The sequence below is a fragment of the Alysiella sp. genome (assembly GCF_030525755.1).
Taxonomy (GTDB): domain Bacteria; phylum Pseudomonadota; class Gammaproteobacteria; order Burkholderiales; family Neisseriaceae; genus Simonsiella.
The window spans coordinates 1-17,234 of record NZ_JAUNEC010000038.1; the positions used below are offsets into that span (position 1 = coordinate 1).

The 17,234-nt window shown below is 43.9% G+C and carries 14 protein-coding genes and 1 tRNA gene; 14 read left to right on the forward strand and 1 reads right to left on the reverse strand.

All coding sequences use genetic code 11. The features are described 5' to 3' along the window. Positions 1–321: 321 nt before the first annotated feature. From Q4B82_RS07165 to Q4B82_RS07180, 4 genes are all read left to right on the forward strand, one after another. Complete coding sequence (locus Q4B82_RS07165; RefSeq protein WP_303065758.1) at positions 322–1,335, forward strand: quinone-dependent dihydroorotate dehydrogenase; 1,014 nt, start codon at positions 322–324, stop codon at positions 1,333–1,335. A 78-nt stretch (positions 1,336–1,413) separates the two neighbouring features. Beyond that, entirely contained in the window at positions 1,414–2,184 is a 771-nt protein-coding gene (gene tpiA, locus Q4B82_RS07170) for a triose-phosphate isomerase (protein ID WP_303065759.1), read from the forward strand. A 1-nt stretch (position 2,185) separates the two neighbouring features. Next, positions 2,186–2,581 (forward strand): preprotein translocase subunit SecG, encoded by a 396-nt coding sequence (gene secG, locus Q4B82_RS07175; RefSeq protein WP_303065760.1) that lies wholly within the window; start codon positions 2,186–2,188, stop codon positions 2,579–2,581. Between the two features lie 22 nt (positions 2,582–2,603). Beyond that, positions 2,604–2,689, forward strand: a tRNA-Leu gene (locus Q4B82_RS07180). 108 nt (positions 2,690–2,797) lie between these two features. On the opposite strand, the gene Q4B82_RS07185 is transcribed toward Q4B82_RS07180, so the two are convergent. After that, positions 2,798–3,280 carry an Lrp/AsnC family transcriptional regulator gene (locus Q4B82_RS07185; RefSeq protein WP_303065761.1) on the reverse strand — a complete coding sequence of 161 codons (483 nt, stop codon included), beginning with the start codon at positions 3,278–3,280 and terminating at the stop codon, positions 2,798–2,800. 309 nt (positions 3,281–3,589) lie between these two features. Between Q4B82_RS07185 and rfbD the strand changes: the two genes are divergently transcribed. The 10 genes from rfbD to mfd all read left to right on the forward strand — a co-directional run. Next, positions 3,590–4,441: a dTDP-4-dehydrorhamnose reductase gene (gene rfbD, locus Q4B82_RS07190; protein WP_303065762.1), complete on the forward strand. Its 852-nt coding sequence runs from the start codon at positions 3,590–3,592 to the stop codon at positions 4,439–4,441. Between the two features lie 93 nt (positions 4,442–4,534). After that, the gene (pseB, locus tag Q4B82_RS07195) at positions 4,535–5,533 is read left to right on the forward strand and encodes a UDP-N-acetylglucosamine 4,6-dehydratase (inverting) (protein ID WP_303065765.1); all 999 of its coding nucleotides are present in this window, start codon (positions 4,535–4,537) and stop codon (positions 5,531–5,533) included. A gap of 41 nt (positions 5,534–5,574) precedes the next feature. Next, positions 5,575–6,729, forward strand: coding sequence for a UDP-4-amino-4,6-dideoxy-N-acetyl-beta-L-altrosamine transaminase (gene pseC / locus Q4B82_RS07200; RefSeq protein ID WP_303065766.1), 1,155 nt, complete (start codon positions 5,575–5,577; stop codon positions 6,727–6,729). A gap of 151 nt (positions 6,730–6,880) precedes the next feature. Continuing rightward, positions 6,881–7,939, forward strand: coding sequence for a galactose/glucose ABC transporter substrate-binding protein MglB (gene mglB / locus Q4B82_RS07205; RefSeq protein WP_303065767.1), 1,059 nt, complete (start codon positions 6,881–6,883; stop codon positions 7,937–7,939). Between the two features lie 339 nt (positions 7,940–8,278). Further along, positions 8,279–9,793, forward strand: a complete 1,515-nt coding sequence (gene mglA / locus Q4B82_RS07210) for a galactose/methyl galactoside ABC transporter ATP-binding protein MglA (protein ID WP_303065768.1) — start codon at positions 8,279–8,281, stop codon at positions 9,791–9,793. A 107-nt stretch (positions 9,794–9,900) separates the two neighbouring features. Next, positions 9,901–10,911, forward strand: a complete 1,011-nt coding sequence (mglC, locus tag Q4B82_RS07215) for a galactose/methyl galactoside ABC transporter permease MglC (RefSeq protein WP_303065769.1) — start codon at positions 9,901–9,903, stop codon at positions 10,909–10,911. 65 nt (positions 10,912–10,976) lie between these two features. Further along, positions 10,977–11,897 carry an aldose 1-epimerase gene (locus Q4B82_RS07220; RefSeq protein WP_303065770.1) on the forward strand — a complete coding sequence of 307 codons (921 nt, stop codon included), beginning with the start codon at positions 10,977–10,979 and terminating at the stop codon, positions 11,895–11,897. 83 nt (positions 11,898–11,980) lie between these two features. Beyond that, complete coding sequence (locus tag Q4B82_RS07225) at positions 11,981–12,259, forward strand: hypothetical protein (protein WP_303065771.1); 279 nt, start codon at positions 11,981–11,983, stop codon at positions 12,257–12,259. A gap of 180 nt (positions 12,260–12,439) precedes the next feature. Further along, a complete protein-coding gene (pseI, locus tag Q4B82_RS07230; protein ID WP_368501343.1) occupies positions 12,440–13,489 on the forward strand; it encodes a pseudaminic acid synthase in 1,050 nt (349 codons plus the stop codon). A gap of 365 nt (positions 13,490–13,854) precedes the next feature. Further along, a partial coding sequence (gene mfd, locus Q4B82_RS07235) for a transcription-repair coupling factor (protein ID WP_303065774.1) occupies positions 13,855–17,234 on the forward strand: 3,380 nt, incomplete at its 3' end.

Below are 17,234 nucleotides of genomic sequence, written 5' to 3' on the forward strand. Positions count from 1 at the left end.
CCATTATCGCAGTATTGAATATTTGTTGCAAAAATGTAACATTGAGTGAGATTATGAATGATAAGGCGTGTCTTTAAGACTATTCAATCAATTTGCCGACACAAGTCTTATTTTGTTTTCTCATTCAGGCAGCCTGCTGCTATACAATCAACAGTAATTGCCAATACCCCAAAATGTAGGGTGCGTACCACGCATCAAGTTATTCTAGAAATATATGAATTTTGTTGTCATTGGCCCCTAGGGCTGCCTGAAAACATCAATCAACCTAATTTCGAGTAAAATACGCGTTTTATTTCCATCTTGTTTTTCAGGCAGCCTAATATGTATTCGCTTATTCGTCCTGTTTTATTTCAATTTGATGCGGAGCAAACGCATCATTTTACTTTATCTCAATTGGCTACTTTGCACCGTATGGGTGTGTTGCCTTCATTTAATCCGCATACCCAAGCAACAGAATTAATGGGTTTGCACCTGCCTAATCCTGTTGGTTTGGCAGCGGGTTTGGATAAAAATGGTGAATACATTGATGCGTTGGCTGCATTGGGCTTTGGGTTTATTGAAATTGGTACGCTGACACCACGCGCACAAGATGGAAATCCCAAGCCACGCTTGTTTCGTGTGCCTGAATTTCAGGGCATCATCAATCGTATGGGTTTCAATAATCAGGGTATTGATGTGGCTATTACCCATATTGAAAAAGCCCAGTTTCGTGGCGTTTTGGGTATCAATATTGGTAAAAATGCAGCCACGCCTATTGAGAATGCGGTAGATGATTATTTGATTTGCTTGGAAAAGGCTTATCCATATGCGTCTTATATTACGGTGAATATTTCGTCGCCCAACACCAAAAATCTGCGTGCGTTACAAGGTGCTGATGAGTTAAGCAAGCTTTTAGGCTGCCTGAAAGACAAACAACAAAGTTTACAAAGCATACACGGTAAATATGTGCCATTGGCGGTTAAAATTGCGCCTGATTTAGATGAAACACAAATTGCCGATATTGCTCATGTGGTGCGTACAACACAAATGGACGGCGTAATTGCCACCAATACCACTATAGACAAATCTTTATTGGGCGTATCACCTTTGGCAACCGAGCAGGGTGGTTTGAGTGGCGCACCTGTACGTTCTGTGAGTAACCGTATTCTGGTAGCTTTGGTTAAGGAATTAGAGGGTTGTGCGCCTGTAATTGGCGTAGGAGGGATTATGAATGGTAGTGATGCGGCAGAAAAACGCCGATTGGGTGCGACTGCGGTGCAAGTGTACAGTGGTTTGGTTTATCGGGGTCCTGAATTGGTGCGAGAGTGTTTGTATGCTTTAAAAATGGCTGCTTGAAAAATCAATGCCTGCTTTCAGGCAGCCTGTGATTTGCGTTACAATAAATCAAACGATTGTACAAAGGAAAAATCAGAGATGGAATACAATATTTGGCAACAAAAATGGGTTATTGGTAATTGGAAAATGAATGGTCAATTACAACATAACAATAGTTTGGTACATAAATTGCGTGGTTTACCAGTAGCAAACAATGTGTGTATTGGTATCAGTCCGCCTACGGTGTATTTGTTGCAGGCTCACAATGCGGTGCAGATTGTGTTGAATAACAAAATTCATATTTGCGCCCAAGATGTCAGCCGTTTTGCTGATAAAGGCGCGTTTACAGGCGAAGTTTCCGCAGAAATGATGCGTGATGTGGGTGTGGATATTGTGTTAATTGGGCATTCAGAACGCAGCCTTTATTTCAATGAGAAGAATGATGTGCAACGTTTGAAAATTGAAAATGTATTGAATGTTGGGCTGATTCCTTTATTGTGTGTGGGTGAAAGTTTAAAAGAGCGTGAAGACGGACGAGAAAAAGAAGCCGTTGCCTATCAACTTTCGGTGTTTAAAGGTTTAAAAACCCAAAATTTCGCAGTGGCTTATGAACCTGTTTGGGCGATTGGTACAGGTAAAACCGCAACAAAAGAACAAATTGCCGATATGCACCAATTTATTTATGATGAAATCTTGTCATTGTGTGGGAACGATGCTAATATCCGCATTCTTTACGGCGGTAGTGTGAATGAAGCTAATGCTGCCGAAATTTTTAGCGTACCGCATGTAAATGGTGCATTAGTAGGTGGAGCATCATTAAAATACGATTCATTTACTGCCATCATTAACGCCGCACAAGAAACACGATAAAATGGAAGCATTTAAAACCGTTATTTGGATTATCAACGTCTTTTCTTCTCTTGCCATTATCATTTTGGTGTTGATGCAGCATGGAAAAGGCGCAGATGCAGGTGCAAGTTTTGGTGGTTCAGGCAGCGCGCAGGGCGTATTTGGTTCAGCAGGTAACGCCAACTTTTTGAGCAGAATGACATCATTTTCTGCGATTGTGTTTTTTGCTTCTTGTTTGGCTTTGGGTATGATTCACAGTCAAAGTAATAAAAAAACCGTTGATTTCAGTAATATAAAGCAAAGTCATCTTTCTGCTTCTGCGGTTGCTACATCAAAAGTTGAAGTAATTGGTGCGAGTGCAGTATCAAGTGCTTCTGAGGCTGGGGTTTCAGCATCATCAGCCAGCTTGCCTAAATAGTTATTTTTATTATGACGTTTTTGCCGACATGGTGAAATTGGTAGACACGCCATCTTGAGGGGGTGGTGACCCTAGGTCGTATGAGTTCAAGTCTCATTGTCGGCACCATAATTAAAAACCGCCTGATTTTCAGGCGGTTTTTATATTTGATTTTAAACAATCTTTATAGCCCAATGAAATTGGGGTATGAACGCAGGTGCATTCTGAAAAATCGCATCAACTTAAATGCGATAAGGGTAGGGCAGTGGTGTTTTTGATTTCTTTGAGTACAAAGCTGGATTTGGCATCTTGTACGCAAGTGTGTGAAAGCAGAACATTTAATACAAAATGAGAGAAAGCATTCATATCGGTAAAGAAAGCGTGCAGTAAATAATCGGCTTCCCCTGTTAATGCCAAACAACGCAGAACTTCTGACCATTGCTGAACAGCTTGTTCAAATTCAGAACGGGCATCAGGTGCTTTACTGGTGGTAACATGAATCATTACTTGTAAACCCAGTCCCAGAGCTTCTGGATTCAATAAAGCGGCATAAAGGTGTATGATGCCATTGTCTTCCAATTGTTTGAGACGACGCAGACAAGGAGAGGGCGATAAAGCAACGCGATCGGAAAGTTCCACATTGCTTAATCGCCCATTTTCTTGTAACACATGAAGAATTTTTAAGTCGGTTTTATCCAAAATCAGTGTGGGTTGTGGCATGATTTGCACTCCTTAAAATGGTGTTATCATTATGATTTCATCACATCTTTACTTGATGCTGTCGTAATTTAACATAAATAAAAGCACAATGGGTTAAAAAGAAGAACTTTTATGCCATTTTTATTTTAAAAAATGGGTATTTTTACAATTCTGTATATATTATTACAACCAACAGGCTGCCTGAAAAAGTTTCAGGCAGCCTTATTTATCGTTCAAGGCTTTAACTTGTTTCAAAAGATTAAACATTATTTTTTCAGTAAAATACGCTATAATTCAAATGAAAAAATTCATCTCAAAAAGGGATACATCATGCGTATTTTATTAACAGGTGCCAACGGTCAAGTTGGACGCTGCCTGAAACAACAGAAACCCGAAGATTGGGAAATGATTGCCGCAGATTCACAAACACTGGATATTACTGATGCAAAAGCAGTATCCAATATGGTAAAGAATTTTGAACCCGATGCCATCATCAATGCTGCAGGCTACACCAATTTAGAAGCTGCGGAATTAGACAAACAACATGTTTTTGCTGTTAATGCCGAAGGCACACGCATTCTGGCACAGGAAGCAGCCGATGCAGGTATACGCTTTATTCACATTTCCAGCGATTATGTTTTTGATGGTCAAAAACGCATGCCTTATGTAGAAACCGACTACCCAAATCCACTTTCCAGCTATGCTAAATCCAAATTAGCAGGCGAACTTTTGGCGTTATCTGCCAATCCAGACAGCATCATTGTCCGCAGTTCATGGGTATTTTCTGAATATGGTAATAATTTTGTTAAAGACATTATTGATCAAGCACGAAACGGCAAGATTGCGATTGCTACTGACAAAATTGGCTGCCCCACATACGCAGGTGATTTAGCACGTCTCATGATTGAATTGGCACAAAATCGCCAACACACCCCACGCGGCATTTTCCATTTTTGTGGGGACAAAGCCGTTAATCGTTATGAGTTTGCCCAAGCCATTTTAAAAGAATTGGCACAATCCTGTGGTGTCCAGTGTGAATTAAACGAAGCCCCTCCTATTTCTGAACACACACCACGCCCTCCCTACTCCGTATTGTCTTGTGAAAAAATCCGTGCTTTGGGATATACCCCTTCTGACTGGCAAGCAGCACTAAAACGTCTTGTACCACAACTGGCTGCCTGAAAACCATTTGATTAACAACAAGCCGCACATCGCGGCTTAATTGTCTTTCAGGCAGCCTGTACATAGACAGGCTATAATAAGGAAACAATAAATATGCTTCGCGATTCAACCATTTTGGTAACAGGCGGCACAGGCTCATTTGGCAACACCTTTGTGCCGATGACTTTGGCAAAATACAATCCCAAAAAAATCATCGTCTTTTCGCGCGATGAAATGAAACAATGGGACATGGCAAAAAAATTTGAAGGCGACAAACGTGTGCGCTTTTTCATTGGCGATGTGCGCGACAAAGACCGACTCTATCGCGCTTTGGACGGTGTGGATTATGTGGTTCACGCTGCCGCCACCAAAATCGTCCCCACTGCCGAATACAATCCCTTTGAATGCGTCAAAACCAACATCAATGGCGCGATGAACCTGATTGACGCTTGCATAGACAAAGGCGTGAAAAAAGTCGTTGCCCTTTCCACCGACAAAGCCAGCAGCCCTGTGAATTTGTATGGCGCAACCAAATTGGCTTCCGATAAATTGTTTGTGGCGGGCAATGCTTATTCGGGCGAGCACGGTACGCGCTTTGCGGTGGTGCGCTATGGCAATGTGATGGGGTCGCGCGGTTCAGTGATTCCGTTTTTCTTGTCCATCAAAGACAAAGGCGTGTTGCCGATTACCGACAGCCGCATGACGCGCTTTATGATTTCTTTGGAGCAAGGCGTGGAATTGGTTTGGCACGCTTTTGATGATATGGTGGGCGGCGAAATTTATGTGAAAAAAATTCCGTCTATGACCATAGGCGATTTGGCTACGGCAGTTGCGCCTGAATGCCGTCAAGAAATCGTGGGCATACGCGCTGGCGAAAAATTGCATGAGCAAATGATTAGCGCGGAAGATGCTTTTTACACCTATGAATATCCTGAACATTTTAAAATTTTGCCCGCCATTAACGGTTGGAGCGACAGCCCCGAGCGCATTAAAAATGGCGTGAAAGTGCCAGAGGGCTTTGTGTATGCCAGCGACAACAACACAGAATGGATGTCGCAAGATGAATTGAAACAATGGATTAGCCAAAATCAACACAAAATTGGCAAAATTTGAGTTTCAGGCTGCCTGAAAATAAACATTTAAGAAAAAACAAAATGATACCTTACGGCAAACAACACATTTCTCAAGATGATATTGACGCAGTTGTCCAAGTTTTACAATCTGATTATTTGACACAAGGTAACAGAGTTCCTCAATTTGAACAAGCACTTGCTGAATATTGTGGTGCAAAATACGCTGTTGCCAGCAACAGCGCGACTTCTGCCTTGCATTTGGCGTGTTTGGCATTGGGATTGCAGCAAGGCGATGTTTTGTGGACGAGTCCGATTACCTTTGTTGCATCTGCAAATTGCGCTCTGTATTGCGGCGCGACTGTGGATTTTGTGGACATCAATCCGCAAACGCGGAATTTATGCCCTGAAAAATTGGGTGAAAAATTGGCAGTGGCGAAACGGATGGGCAATTTACCGAAAATTGTTGTGCCTGTGCATTTTGGAGGCGAACCGTGCGATATGGCGAAAATTTATGCTTTATCAAAAGAATACGGCTTCAAAATCATAGAAGATGCATCTCATGCAATAGGTGCACGCTATCAAAATGGCAAGGTAGGCAACGGTCAATACAGCGACATCACAGTATTCAGTTTTCACCCTGTGAAAATCATCACAACGGCAGAAGGCGGTTTGGCGACCACCAATCAGATTGATTTAGCAAATAAAATGGCGCAACTCCGTTCACACGGTATCACACGTAACGTCGATGAAATGCACGGCACAACACACGGTGCGTGGTATTATCAGCAAATAGATTTAGGCTATAATTACCGTATGACCGAAATGCAAGCCGCATTGGGTTTGAGTCAACTGTCGCGTTTGGACGAATTTGTGTCGCGCCGTCACCAACTTGCCACGCAATACGATGATTTATTGGCGGATTTGCCTGTGATTATCCCGTTCAGGCAGCCTGAAAATGTGTCGGCATTGCATTTGTATCCCATTTGGGTTTCATCTGAAAAGCGAAAGCAAGTATTTGATTTTTTAAAACAAAATGGCATTGGTGTAAACGTGCATTACATTCCTGTGCATATGCAGCCACATTACCGCGAACGCTTTGATTTTCAGGCGGGTGATTTTCCTAATGCCGAAAATTATTACGCTGGTGCAATCAGTTTGCCACTCTATTTTGATTTATCAAATTTTGAACAAAAACAAGTAGTTGAAACTTTGAAATTGGCATTGCAAGTTGTCTGAAACATTAAAAAAAACAATAGTAAAATAAAAATGTGCTGCATCGTGTAAAAAAAGATTTACAAAATTGATATTTTACTTCAAACTTCAATCTACCTATTTATTTAAGGCAATCAATTAACACATTTTCCCTTTATTTTTTAGGAGTTTTATCATGAAAAAATTAAGCACCATGAGCTTGGCCCTAGCAATGATTTTGGGCTTGGGCGCGTGTGGCGAGCAAAAAGCAGCACCTGCAACACAGCCTGCTGGTGGCAGCGCACCTGCTGCTTCTACTGCACCTGCTGGCGATGCGGTTAAAGTGGGTGTAACTATTTATAAATACGATGATAATTTCATGGCTTTGATGCGTAAAGCTTTGGAAAATGAAGCAGCTAGCCTGAAAACTGCTGAATTGTTGATGAATGATTCGCAAAATAATCAATCTGAACAAAACAACCAAGTTGATGTTTTGATTGCAAAAGGCGTAAAAGCATTGGCAATCAATTTAGTGGATCCTGCAGCTGCACCCACGATTATTGAAAAAGCCAAAGGCGCAAATATTCCTGTGGTGTTTTTCAACAAAGACCCTGGTCAGGAAGTACTGAAAACCTATGAAAAAGCCTACTACGTTGGTGCAAACCCACAAGAATCGGGCGAAATTCAAGGCGAATTGATTGCGAAAACTTGGAAAGAAAATGCCGATTGGGACTTGAACAAAGACGGTGTGATTGACTATGTTTTGCTCAAAGGCGAACCTGGACACCCTGATGCCGAAGCGCGTACCAAATTTGTGATTGAAAAATTAAATGCGATTGGCATTAAAACCAATAAATTGCAAGAAGACACAGGTATGTGGGACGCTGCACAAGGTAAAGACAAAATGCAAGCCTGGTTGTCAGGTCCCAGCGGTAAAAACATTGAAGTTGTGATTGCCAATAATGACGGAATGGCAATGGGTGCGATTGAAGCGATGAAAGCAAGTGGCAAAGTGTTGCCAACTTTTGGCGTAGACGCGCTGCCTGAAGCTTTGCAAAAAATTAAAGCTGATGAAATGAAAGGCACAGTGTTGAATGACGGCGAAAACCAAGCCAAAGCTGTGTACGCGTTGGCTGTAGATTTGGCAAACGGCAAAAATCCTGCCGAAAATACCGCCATCAAATTGGATGGCAACCAAGTTCGCATTCCTTATGTGGGAGTGGACAAAACCAATTTGGATAAATTCTTGAAATAATTTTGTTTTACAATAAATAAGCGGCTGACTTGTTGAAAGTCGGTCGCTTGTTTTGTACATGGGGCTGTGTTTTTATCTTATCTTCCAATGTCCTACAAAACTTTGAAAAACCACCTGAAACAGTCAAACTACCGCCATTTCCGCGTAGGTGGGAAACCAATGGGATGTGCCACAGTTTCTTTTTTAAATAAAGTTTGTGGCTGATTTGACTTGGATTACCGCTTACGCTGTATTGACGGCAGTAGCTCTATTTTTTCAGCTTATTCAATATTTTTATAGGGTAATGAAAGTTTGCCTAAAAAACATTCCTCAAATAAAACAAAAATAAAGGAAAGCAAAATGAGCATACCTCAACCTTCCACAGGCGAAATTTTGCTCACCATGACGGACATTCACAAAAGTTTTCCAGGCGTAAAGGCTTTGGACGGCGTGAATTTACAAGTCCGCGCCCACTCGGTTCACGCGCTGATGGGCGAAAATGGCGCAGGCAAATCCACGCTGCTCAAATGCCTGTTTGGGATTTACGCCAAAGATTCAGGCAGCATACAATTTTTGGGCAAAGAAGCCAATTTCACCAACGCTAAAGAAGCCCTTGAAAACGGCATTTCTATGGTACATCAAGAGCTGAATTTGGTAAAACAATTAAGTGTGATGGACAATTTGTGGCTCGGTCGCTATCCCACCAAAGGGATTTTTGTGGACCACAAAAAAATGTATGACGACACCAAAGCGATTTTTGACGAGCTGGATATCAAACTTGATCCCAATGAAAAAGTCGCCAATTTAACTGTGTCGGAAATGCAAATGATTGAAATTGCAAAAGCATTTTCCTACAACGCCAAAATTGTGATTATGGACGAACCTACTTCTTCGCTGTCTGAAAAAGAAGTGGCGCATTTGTTCATAATCGTTCGCAAGCTCAAAGACCGTGGTTGCGGCATCATTTACATTTCGCACAAAATGGAAGAAATTTTCCAACTGTGTGATGCGATTACGATTATGCGCGATGGCAAATGGATAGACACCGTCAATTCGGTGGACACGTCTATGGACGATTTGGTGGCGAAAATGGTCGGTCGCAGCCTGACCCAACGTTTTCCTGAAAAAGAAAACCAAATCGGTGAAGTGATTTTGTGTGTAAACAATTTATCTGCAAAAAATCAACCATCTATCCAAGATGTTAGCTTTGAATTGCGTAAAGGTGAAGTCTTGGGTATTGGCGGCTTGGTGGGTGCAAAACGCACTGACATCGTGGAAACCCTGTTTGGCATACGTGAAAAAGCAAGTGGCGAAATCATCTTGAACGGCAAAACGATAGAAAACAAATCACCCGTTGAAGCCATTAAAAACGGCTTTGCGCTCGTTACCGAAGAACGCCGCAGCACAGGCATTTTCGCGGGCTTGGACATCAACTTTAACGCCTTGATTGCCAACATCAAAAATTACGAAAAAGGCTTTTTGCTCAATAACAGCCAAATGGAAAAGGACACGCAATGGGTCATTGATTCTATGCGCGTGAAAACGCCCAACCAAGCTACACGCATTGGCACACTCTCGGGCGGCAATCAGCAAAAAGTGATTTTGGGGCGGTGGCTGCTCACGCACCCCGATATTTTGATGTTGGACGAACCCACGCGTGGCATTGATATTGGTGCAAAATTTGAAATTTATCAACTGATTGCGGATTTGGCAAAACGTGGTAAAGCCGTCATCATGATTTCATCAGAAATGCCCGAATTGCTTGGCGTGAGCGACCGCATTCTTGTAATGAGCGCAGGTAAAGTCGCAGGCATTGTGGAAACAGCCAATACTTCGCAGGAAGAAATTTTGCAATTATCGGCGAAATATTTGTAAAAATATTTTCAGGCTGCCTTCCTCGTCAGATGAGGAGGGAACAGATGGCGTAAATCATGCAGGCTGCCTGAAAACCCCAAAATTCAGATTTGTAAAGGAAAAACAAAATGAGTGCAATTAAATCCAACAAAGCGATGGATTTGTTTAAAAATTATGCTTTGTATTTTGTCTTGTTGATGTTGTTGGTGGTGATTGTGTTCAAAGACCCCAGCTTTTTGAGTTTGGGCAATTTCAGTAATATTCTGACGCAATCATCGGTGCGGATTATCATTGCTTTGGGTGTGGCGGGGCTGATTGTTACGCAGGGTACGGATTTGTCGGTGGGACGACAAGTGGGTTTATCTGCCGTGATTGCCGCGACTTTGCTGCAAGCGACTACCAATGTGAACAAAGTATTCCCTGATATCGATGTTGTGCCGATTCCGCTTGTGATTTTGCTGGTGTGTGCGATTGGCGCGGTGCTGGGTTTGATTAATGGCTTGATTGTTACGCTGCTGAATGTAACACCGTTTATCGCCACTTTGGGGACAATGCTGGTGATTTATGGCATCAATTCATTGTATTACGACATGGTGGGCGCAGCACCGATTGCAGGTTTGGATTCGGGCTACGCCACGTTCACACAAGGCTTTTTGATGCTGGGTGGTTTTAAATTGTCTTATATTACACTGTATGCGGCTGTGGCGATTGCGCTGGTGTGGGTGATTTGGAACAAAACCCGTTTTGGCAAAAACATTTTCGCCATTGGCGGCAACCCCGAAGCGGCGCGTGTGTCTGGTGTGAACGTTACCTTAAATTTATTGGGCATTTACACTTTGTCGGGCATTTTCTATGCGTTTGGCGGCTTTTTGGAGGCGGGGCGCATTGGTTCGGCAACCAACAATTTGGGTTTCATGTACGAATTGGACGCGATTGCTGCTTGTGTGATTGGCGGCGTGTCGTTTAGCGGTGGTGTAGGTAAAGTAATCGGCGTGGTGTTGGGTGTGATTATTTTCACGCTGATTAACTACGGTTTGACCTACATCGGCGTGAACCCCTATTGGCAATACATCATTAAAGGTGCCATCATCATTTTGGCGGTGGCGATTGATTCTTTGAAATACGCCAAGAAAAAATAAGTTTTGACTTTTCAGGCAGCCTTTTGCATTTTTGCAAAAATGGCTGCCTGAATTTTGGAGACAAAATGTTCTATATTCAAATCAATCCCCAATCCCTTGTTCTGCAAAGCGAAAATCATCAAGTGGAAATTTTACCTTTTGGCGCGATTTTAAACCAGTTTTCTATTAAAAAACAATATGATAGTTGGATTAATGTCATCGCCGCATTTGCTGATGAAAATCAAGCACGTAGTCAAATTACAAACGGTTTTCGCAGCGCAAAGTTAAGCCCATTTGCGTGTCGCTTGAACGAAAGTCGTTATGTATTTGAAAAAACGGAATATGTTTGCAAAAAATACGTTTTGAACGGACACACCATTCACGGATTGATGTATAATTTTGATTTTTCAATACAAAATCATGGCGCAGATGAGCAATCAGCGTGGGTAGAACTGTTGGCAAATTATACGCAAGATAATTTGGGTTTTCCCTTTGAATATCAATTGTTTGTGAAATATATTTTAGACACAACAGGCTTGACGATTGAAACGACTGCCACCAACACAGGTAAACGCGCCATGCCGCTCGCGGATGGTTGGCACCCTTATTTCACGCTGGGTGGCAAAGTGGACGATTGGTATTTGCAAATCAATTCCACACAAATGATTGAATTTGATGAAAATTTGTTGCCAACAGGCAAAATGCTGCCTGAAAGCCGTTTTCAAACAGCCGAAAGTTTACAAAACGTGTTTTTGGACAACAGTTTTGTGCTAAATAATCAAACCGATGTGTCATGTATTTTGCAAAACGATGATTTTATTTTGCAGATTTTCGCCCAGCAGAATTATCCGTATTTGCAAATTTACATTCCGCCCGAACGTGATTGCGTAGCGATTGAAAATTTGAGTGGTGCGCCCGATTGTTTCAATAATGGCTTGGGCTTGACGATTTTGCAAGCTGCTGAAAGCAAAACGTTTATCACTAAATACACTTTGAATGTGAAATAATTTTTCAGGCTGCCTGAAACTTGCATTTTTACTGCGATTATTAATACATACAATGTGATTTTTTGTTAATACGGAGTAACATCATGCTGACCAAAGTGTTTCAAAGTGGCAACAGCCTGCCCAAATGCAATCAATTGTGCATGAGTGTTGTCAGCTATGGCAAGCTGCTCAAAGGTATGTTTGGCAGCCAAAATTCTGAAAAAGCTCATCGTGAATTTGTGGCTTTGGCGAAAATCGTACCTGTTTTGCCTTTACATGAAGCTATGCCCGAATATTACGGTCAATGGTCTAATATATTGAAACAAAGAGGCAAACCGATTGCAACAACGATTTGTGGATTGCCGCACACGCTTTGGCTTTGAATGAGGTGTTGGTTACGCATAATATGCATGAATTTTAATGAATTAGCAATTTGAAAATGGAAGATGGGGTGGTGGAATAAGGATTTTCAGGCAGCCTGAAAATCCAAACTATCAGCAAAATCGCTTTTATTTCAATTTAGGCTGCCTGAAAATGCTACAATTTCCCCTTTTTTACAAAACATCATGTCTCACATACACATTAACCACCGCCCCATTGGTACAAACCACGCACCTTACATCATCGCGGAAATGTCCGCCAACCACAATGGCAGTTTGGAAAATTCCTTAAAAATCATAGAACAAGCTAAACAATGTGGCGCAGATGCCGTTAAAATCCAAACCTACACAGCCGACACGATTACGCTCAATTCGCGCCAACCCGAGTTCATGATAAATGGCGGATTGTGGCACGGACAATCTTTGTATGAACTGTATCAAAAAGCACATATGCCTTGGGATTGGCATAAGCCTTTGTTTGAATATGCAAAAGAAGTCGGCATCACAATTTTCAGCTCGCCATTTGATTTCACCGCTGTGGATTTACTGGAAAGTTTGGATGTGCCCGCTTACAAAATCGCTTCGTTTGAAGCGATTGATTTGCCATTGATAAAATATGTCGCGCAAACGGGCAAGCCGATGATTATCTCCACAGGTATGGCGGACGCGGACGAAATTGGCGAAGCAATTGATACAGCAAAATCAAATGGTTGCACAGAATTGGTGGTGCTACATTGCGTGAGTGGCTACCCTGCCCCCGCCGCCGACTACAATTTACGCACGCTGGCAGACATGGCACAACGTTTCGGCACTTTGGTGGGCTTATCCGACCATACGCTGGACAACACAACCGCAATAGCCAGCGTGGTTTTGGGTGCGTGCGTGATTGAAAAACACTTTACGTTGAACAGAAACGGTGGTGGCGCAGACGACAGTTTTTCGTTAGAACCTGCTGATTTAACACAACTTTGTCAAAGCAGTAAAACTGCGTGGCAGGCTCTGGGCAAAGTGGACTATGGCTTGAAATCCAGCGAACAAGGTAACGCGCAATTTCGCCGCTCGCTGTATTTTGTCAAAGATTTGAAAGCGGGCGATTTGATTGATGAAACGTGCATTCGCAGCGTACGCCCCGGATTTGGTTTGCCGCCCAAATATTTTGATGATTTGATTGGCAAAAAATTGACCAAAGATGTAGCGGCTAATACGGCGACCCATTGGGATTGCGTAAAGTAATTTTTTCAGGCAGCTTCTCATATTCATCAAGCGGTTGCTTGCATTTTAGGCTGCCTGAAACCAAATAATTCAGGCAGTTTATTGTATGGTTTAAAATAAGAGTGATGCAGTATTATCCCATTTCTGAAGTATGAGAACATAGCGGTTGCCTGTTTTATTCTTATTTTAAACAATCATATGGCTGACATGATTTAGAATAAGTACAAATTGGTATGGTAAGGTTATCCAATGCTGTAACTGTTTTAAAGTGTGTTTATGGCGATTGATAATTCGTTTTGCGCTTACTTTTTCGTCAAATATCGCTTTACTGTCAACAGTACCCAGCCGTCAATCAATTTATTCATACTTTTTCATCAACAACAATTATGATTTTTCCTATTCCTCGCCCCAATCAAAAAACTTTTTGGACAGATTATTCCGAAGGATCAATGCCATATCTCCTATCGCAACATCTGCCCTCAAGCCCAATCAAAATCATTTTAACCGCCGACAGCGAAACCGCCCACCGACTTCATCAAGCATGGCAATTTTTCCGCCCACGCGACAATGCCCTGTTTTTCCCCGATTGGGAAACTTTGCCATACGAACATTTTTCGCCACACCAAGACCTTGTTTCTGAACGATTATCTGTGTTGTGGCAACTGAAAAATGGTACGGTGGACGCGCTGTTTTTGCCCGTTGCCACCGCCATGCAAAAGCTCGCGCCTGTGTCGTTTTTGTTGGCGCGGACGTTTTGGTTGAAAGTCGGTCAAACTTTACACATTGATTCTTTAAGGGAAAATTTGATTCAGGCAGGCTATCATTTGGTGGACAATGTGTTGGCGGCAGGCGAATTTGCCGTGCGTGGCGGCATTGTGGACGTGTTTCCCATGGGCGCGGATTTGCCCTATCGCCTTGATTTGTTTGATGAAGAAATTGACACCATCAAAATTTTCAACCCCGAAACGCAGCGAACCATTGAAAACATTCAAGAAATCAGATTGTTGCCCGCCCACGAATTCCCCACCGATGCGGACGCGCAGAAAATCTTCCGCAGCCGTTTCCGTGAAGAAATCGATGGCGACCCCAGCGCAGCAGCCGTGTACAAAGCGGTGGGCAATGGGCAATTTGGCGCAGGCGTGGAGCATTATTTGCCTTTGTTTTTTGAAGAAAATTGTGCCAATCTGTTTGATTATGTTGGCGAAAATGCGATTGTGGTTTGCACGGACGATGTCCACGCCTACGCCAACCGTTTTTGGGGCGATGTGAAGCAACGCCACCAATTAGCGCAGGGCGAGCCGCATTATCCGCCACTTGCACCGCAGTTTTTGTATTTGTCGCCCGACCAGTTTTCAGGCTGCCTGAAACCGTATCCGCAAATTTGGACTTCGCCCGACCACCGCCACGATTTGCCCAATCTTGCCGTAAATCGTCAGTCGGAACAGCCGCTTTTGGCGTTGCAGGATTTTCAGGCAGCGTTTGACGGCAAAATTTTGCTTTGTGCCGACAGCTTGGGGCGCAGGGAAACCATGTCCGCTTTTTTCAAACAAAATGGTTTGGACGTGGCACAAGTGGCAAGTTGGCAGGATTTTGTTCAACAAAACCATAAATTGGCAATTTGCGTGTCGCCTTTGGTGCAGGGCTTTCAAATGAACAGCAATCTCGTCCCCTCTCCCTCTGGGAGAGGGTTAGGGAGAGGGCAAACCGCAGACGATGAACCCCTCTCCCCAGCCCTCTCCCAAAGGGAGAGGGAGCAAGATTTCAGGCAGCCTGAAAATGCGTTGGCACAATCCCATTCACAAAATGTGAAAAATCAAATTTCAGGCAGCCTGAAAATTGCCGTCATCACCGAAACCGAACTCTATCAATACGTTGCCCGCCCCAAAACGCGCCGCTTGAAACACGCCAAAATTGCCGACACAGCCTTGCGCGATTTGGCGGAAATCAACATGGGCGACCCCGTTGTCCACCAAGAACACGGCATTGCGCGGTATCAAGGCTTGGTAAACATGAATTTTGGCGATGGCGACACCGAAATGATGTTGCTGGCATACGCCAACGAAGCGCAACTGTATGTGCCTGTTTCACAACTGCATTTAATCAGCCGCTATTCAGGCAGCGCGTCCGAAAACGTGCAATTACACAAACTCGGCACAGGCGCGTGGGGCAAAGCCAAACGCAAAGCCGCCGAACAAGCCCGCGACACCGCAGCCGAATTGCTCAATTTGTACGCCCAACGCGCAGCACAATCGGGTTTCAAATTTGAAATCAACGAATTGGATTATCAAGCCTTTGCAGACGGATTCGGCTACGAAGAAACCGAAGACCAAGCCGCCGCCATCGCTGCCGTATTGAAAGACTTGACCCAAGCCAAACCGATGGACAGGCTGGTTTGTGGCGATGTCGGTTTTGGCAAAACCGAAGTCGCGTTGCGTGCCGCCTTTGTGGCGGTGATGGGTGGCAAACAGGTGGCGGTACTCGCACCCACCACTTTGCTGGTGGAGCAACACGCGAAAAATTTTGCCGACCGTTTTGCCGATTTTCCCGTTAAAACGGCAGCTTTGTCGCGTTTTAACAGCAGTAAAGAGACGAAAGCCACACTCGCTGGCATGGCAGATGGCACGGTGGACATCGTCATCGGCACACACAAATTGGTGCAAGATGATATTGCGTTTAAAAACTTGGGCTTGGTCATCATTGATGAAGAACACCGCTTTGGCGTGCGCCAAAAAGAGCAACTCAAACGCCTTCGCGCCAATGTGGACATGCTCACGCTGACCGCCACGCCCATTCCGCGTACATTGAGCATGGCTTTGGAGGGTTTGCGCGATTTTTCATTGATTACCACCGCGCCATCGCGCCGCCTTGCCGTGAAAACTTTTGTTAAACCCTTTGGTGATGGCAGCGTGCGCGAAGCCGTGTTGCGCGAATTGAAACGTGGCGGACAGGTGTTTTTCCTGCACAATGAAGTGGAAACCATTGAAAATATGCGAGAAAAATTGGCAGAACTCTTGCCCGAAGCCCGCATTGGCGTGGCACACGGACAGTTGCGCGAACGCGAATTGGAACAGGTCATGCGCGAATTTTTGCAACAGAAATTCAACGTCTTACTCTGTTCCACCATCATTGAAACGGGCATTGACATTCCCAATGCCAACACGATTATCATCAATCGTGCCGACAAATTCGGTATTGCCCAGTTGCACCAGTTGCGTGGGCGTGTGGGGCGCAGTCATCATCAGGCGTATGCTTATCTTTTTACAGGTGAATTTGTCAGCAAAGACGCGCAAAAACGTTTGGACGCGATTGCGGCTGCCGATGAATTGGGCGCAGGTTTCGCGCTTGCCATGCAAGATTTGGAAATTCGCGGCGCAGGCGAAATTTTGGGCGAGGGACAATCGGGCGAAATGGCGCAGGTGGGTTTGACTTTGTACACGGAAATGTTGAAACAAGCCGTGCGCGAGTTGAAAAAAGGGCGTGTGCCTGATTTGGACGCGCCTTTGGGTGTGAACACGGAAATCAAGCTCCACGCACCTGCTTTGCTGCCTGAAAGCTATTGCCCCGATATTCACGAACGTTTGGTGCTGTACAAACGCTTGGCAACTTGCGAAAACATCAATCAAATCAACGATATTTTTGAAGAACTCATAGACCGTTTCGGGCTGCCTGAACAAGCCGTGAAAACGCTGGTGGAAAGCCACAAATTGCGGATTATGGCAAGCGATTTGGGCATCAGCACGGTGGACGCGACTGCCGAAGCCATCAC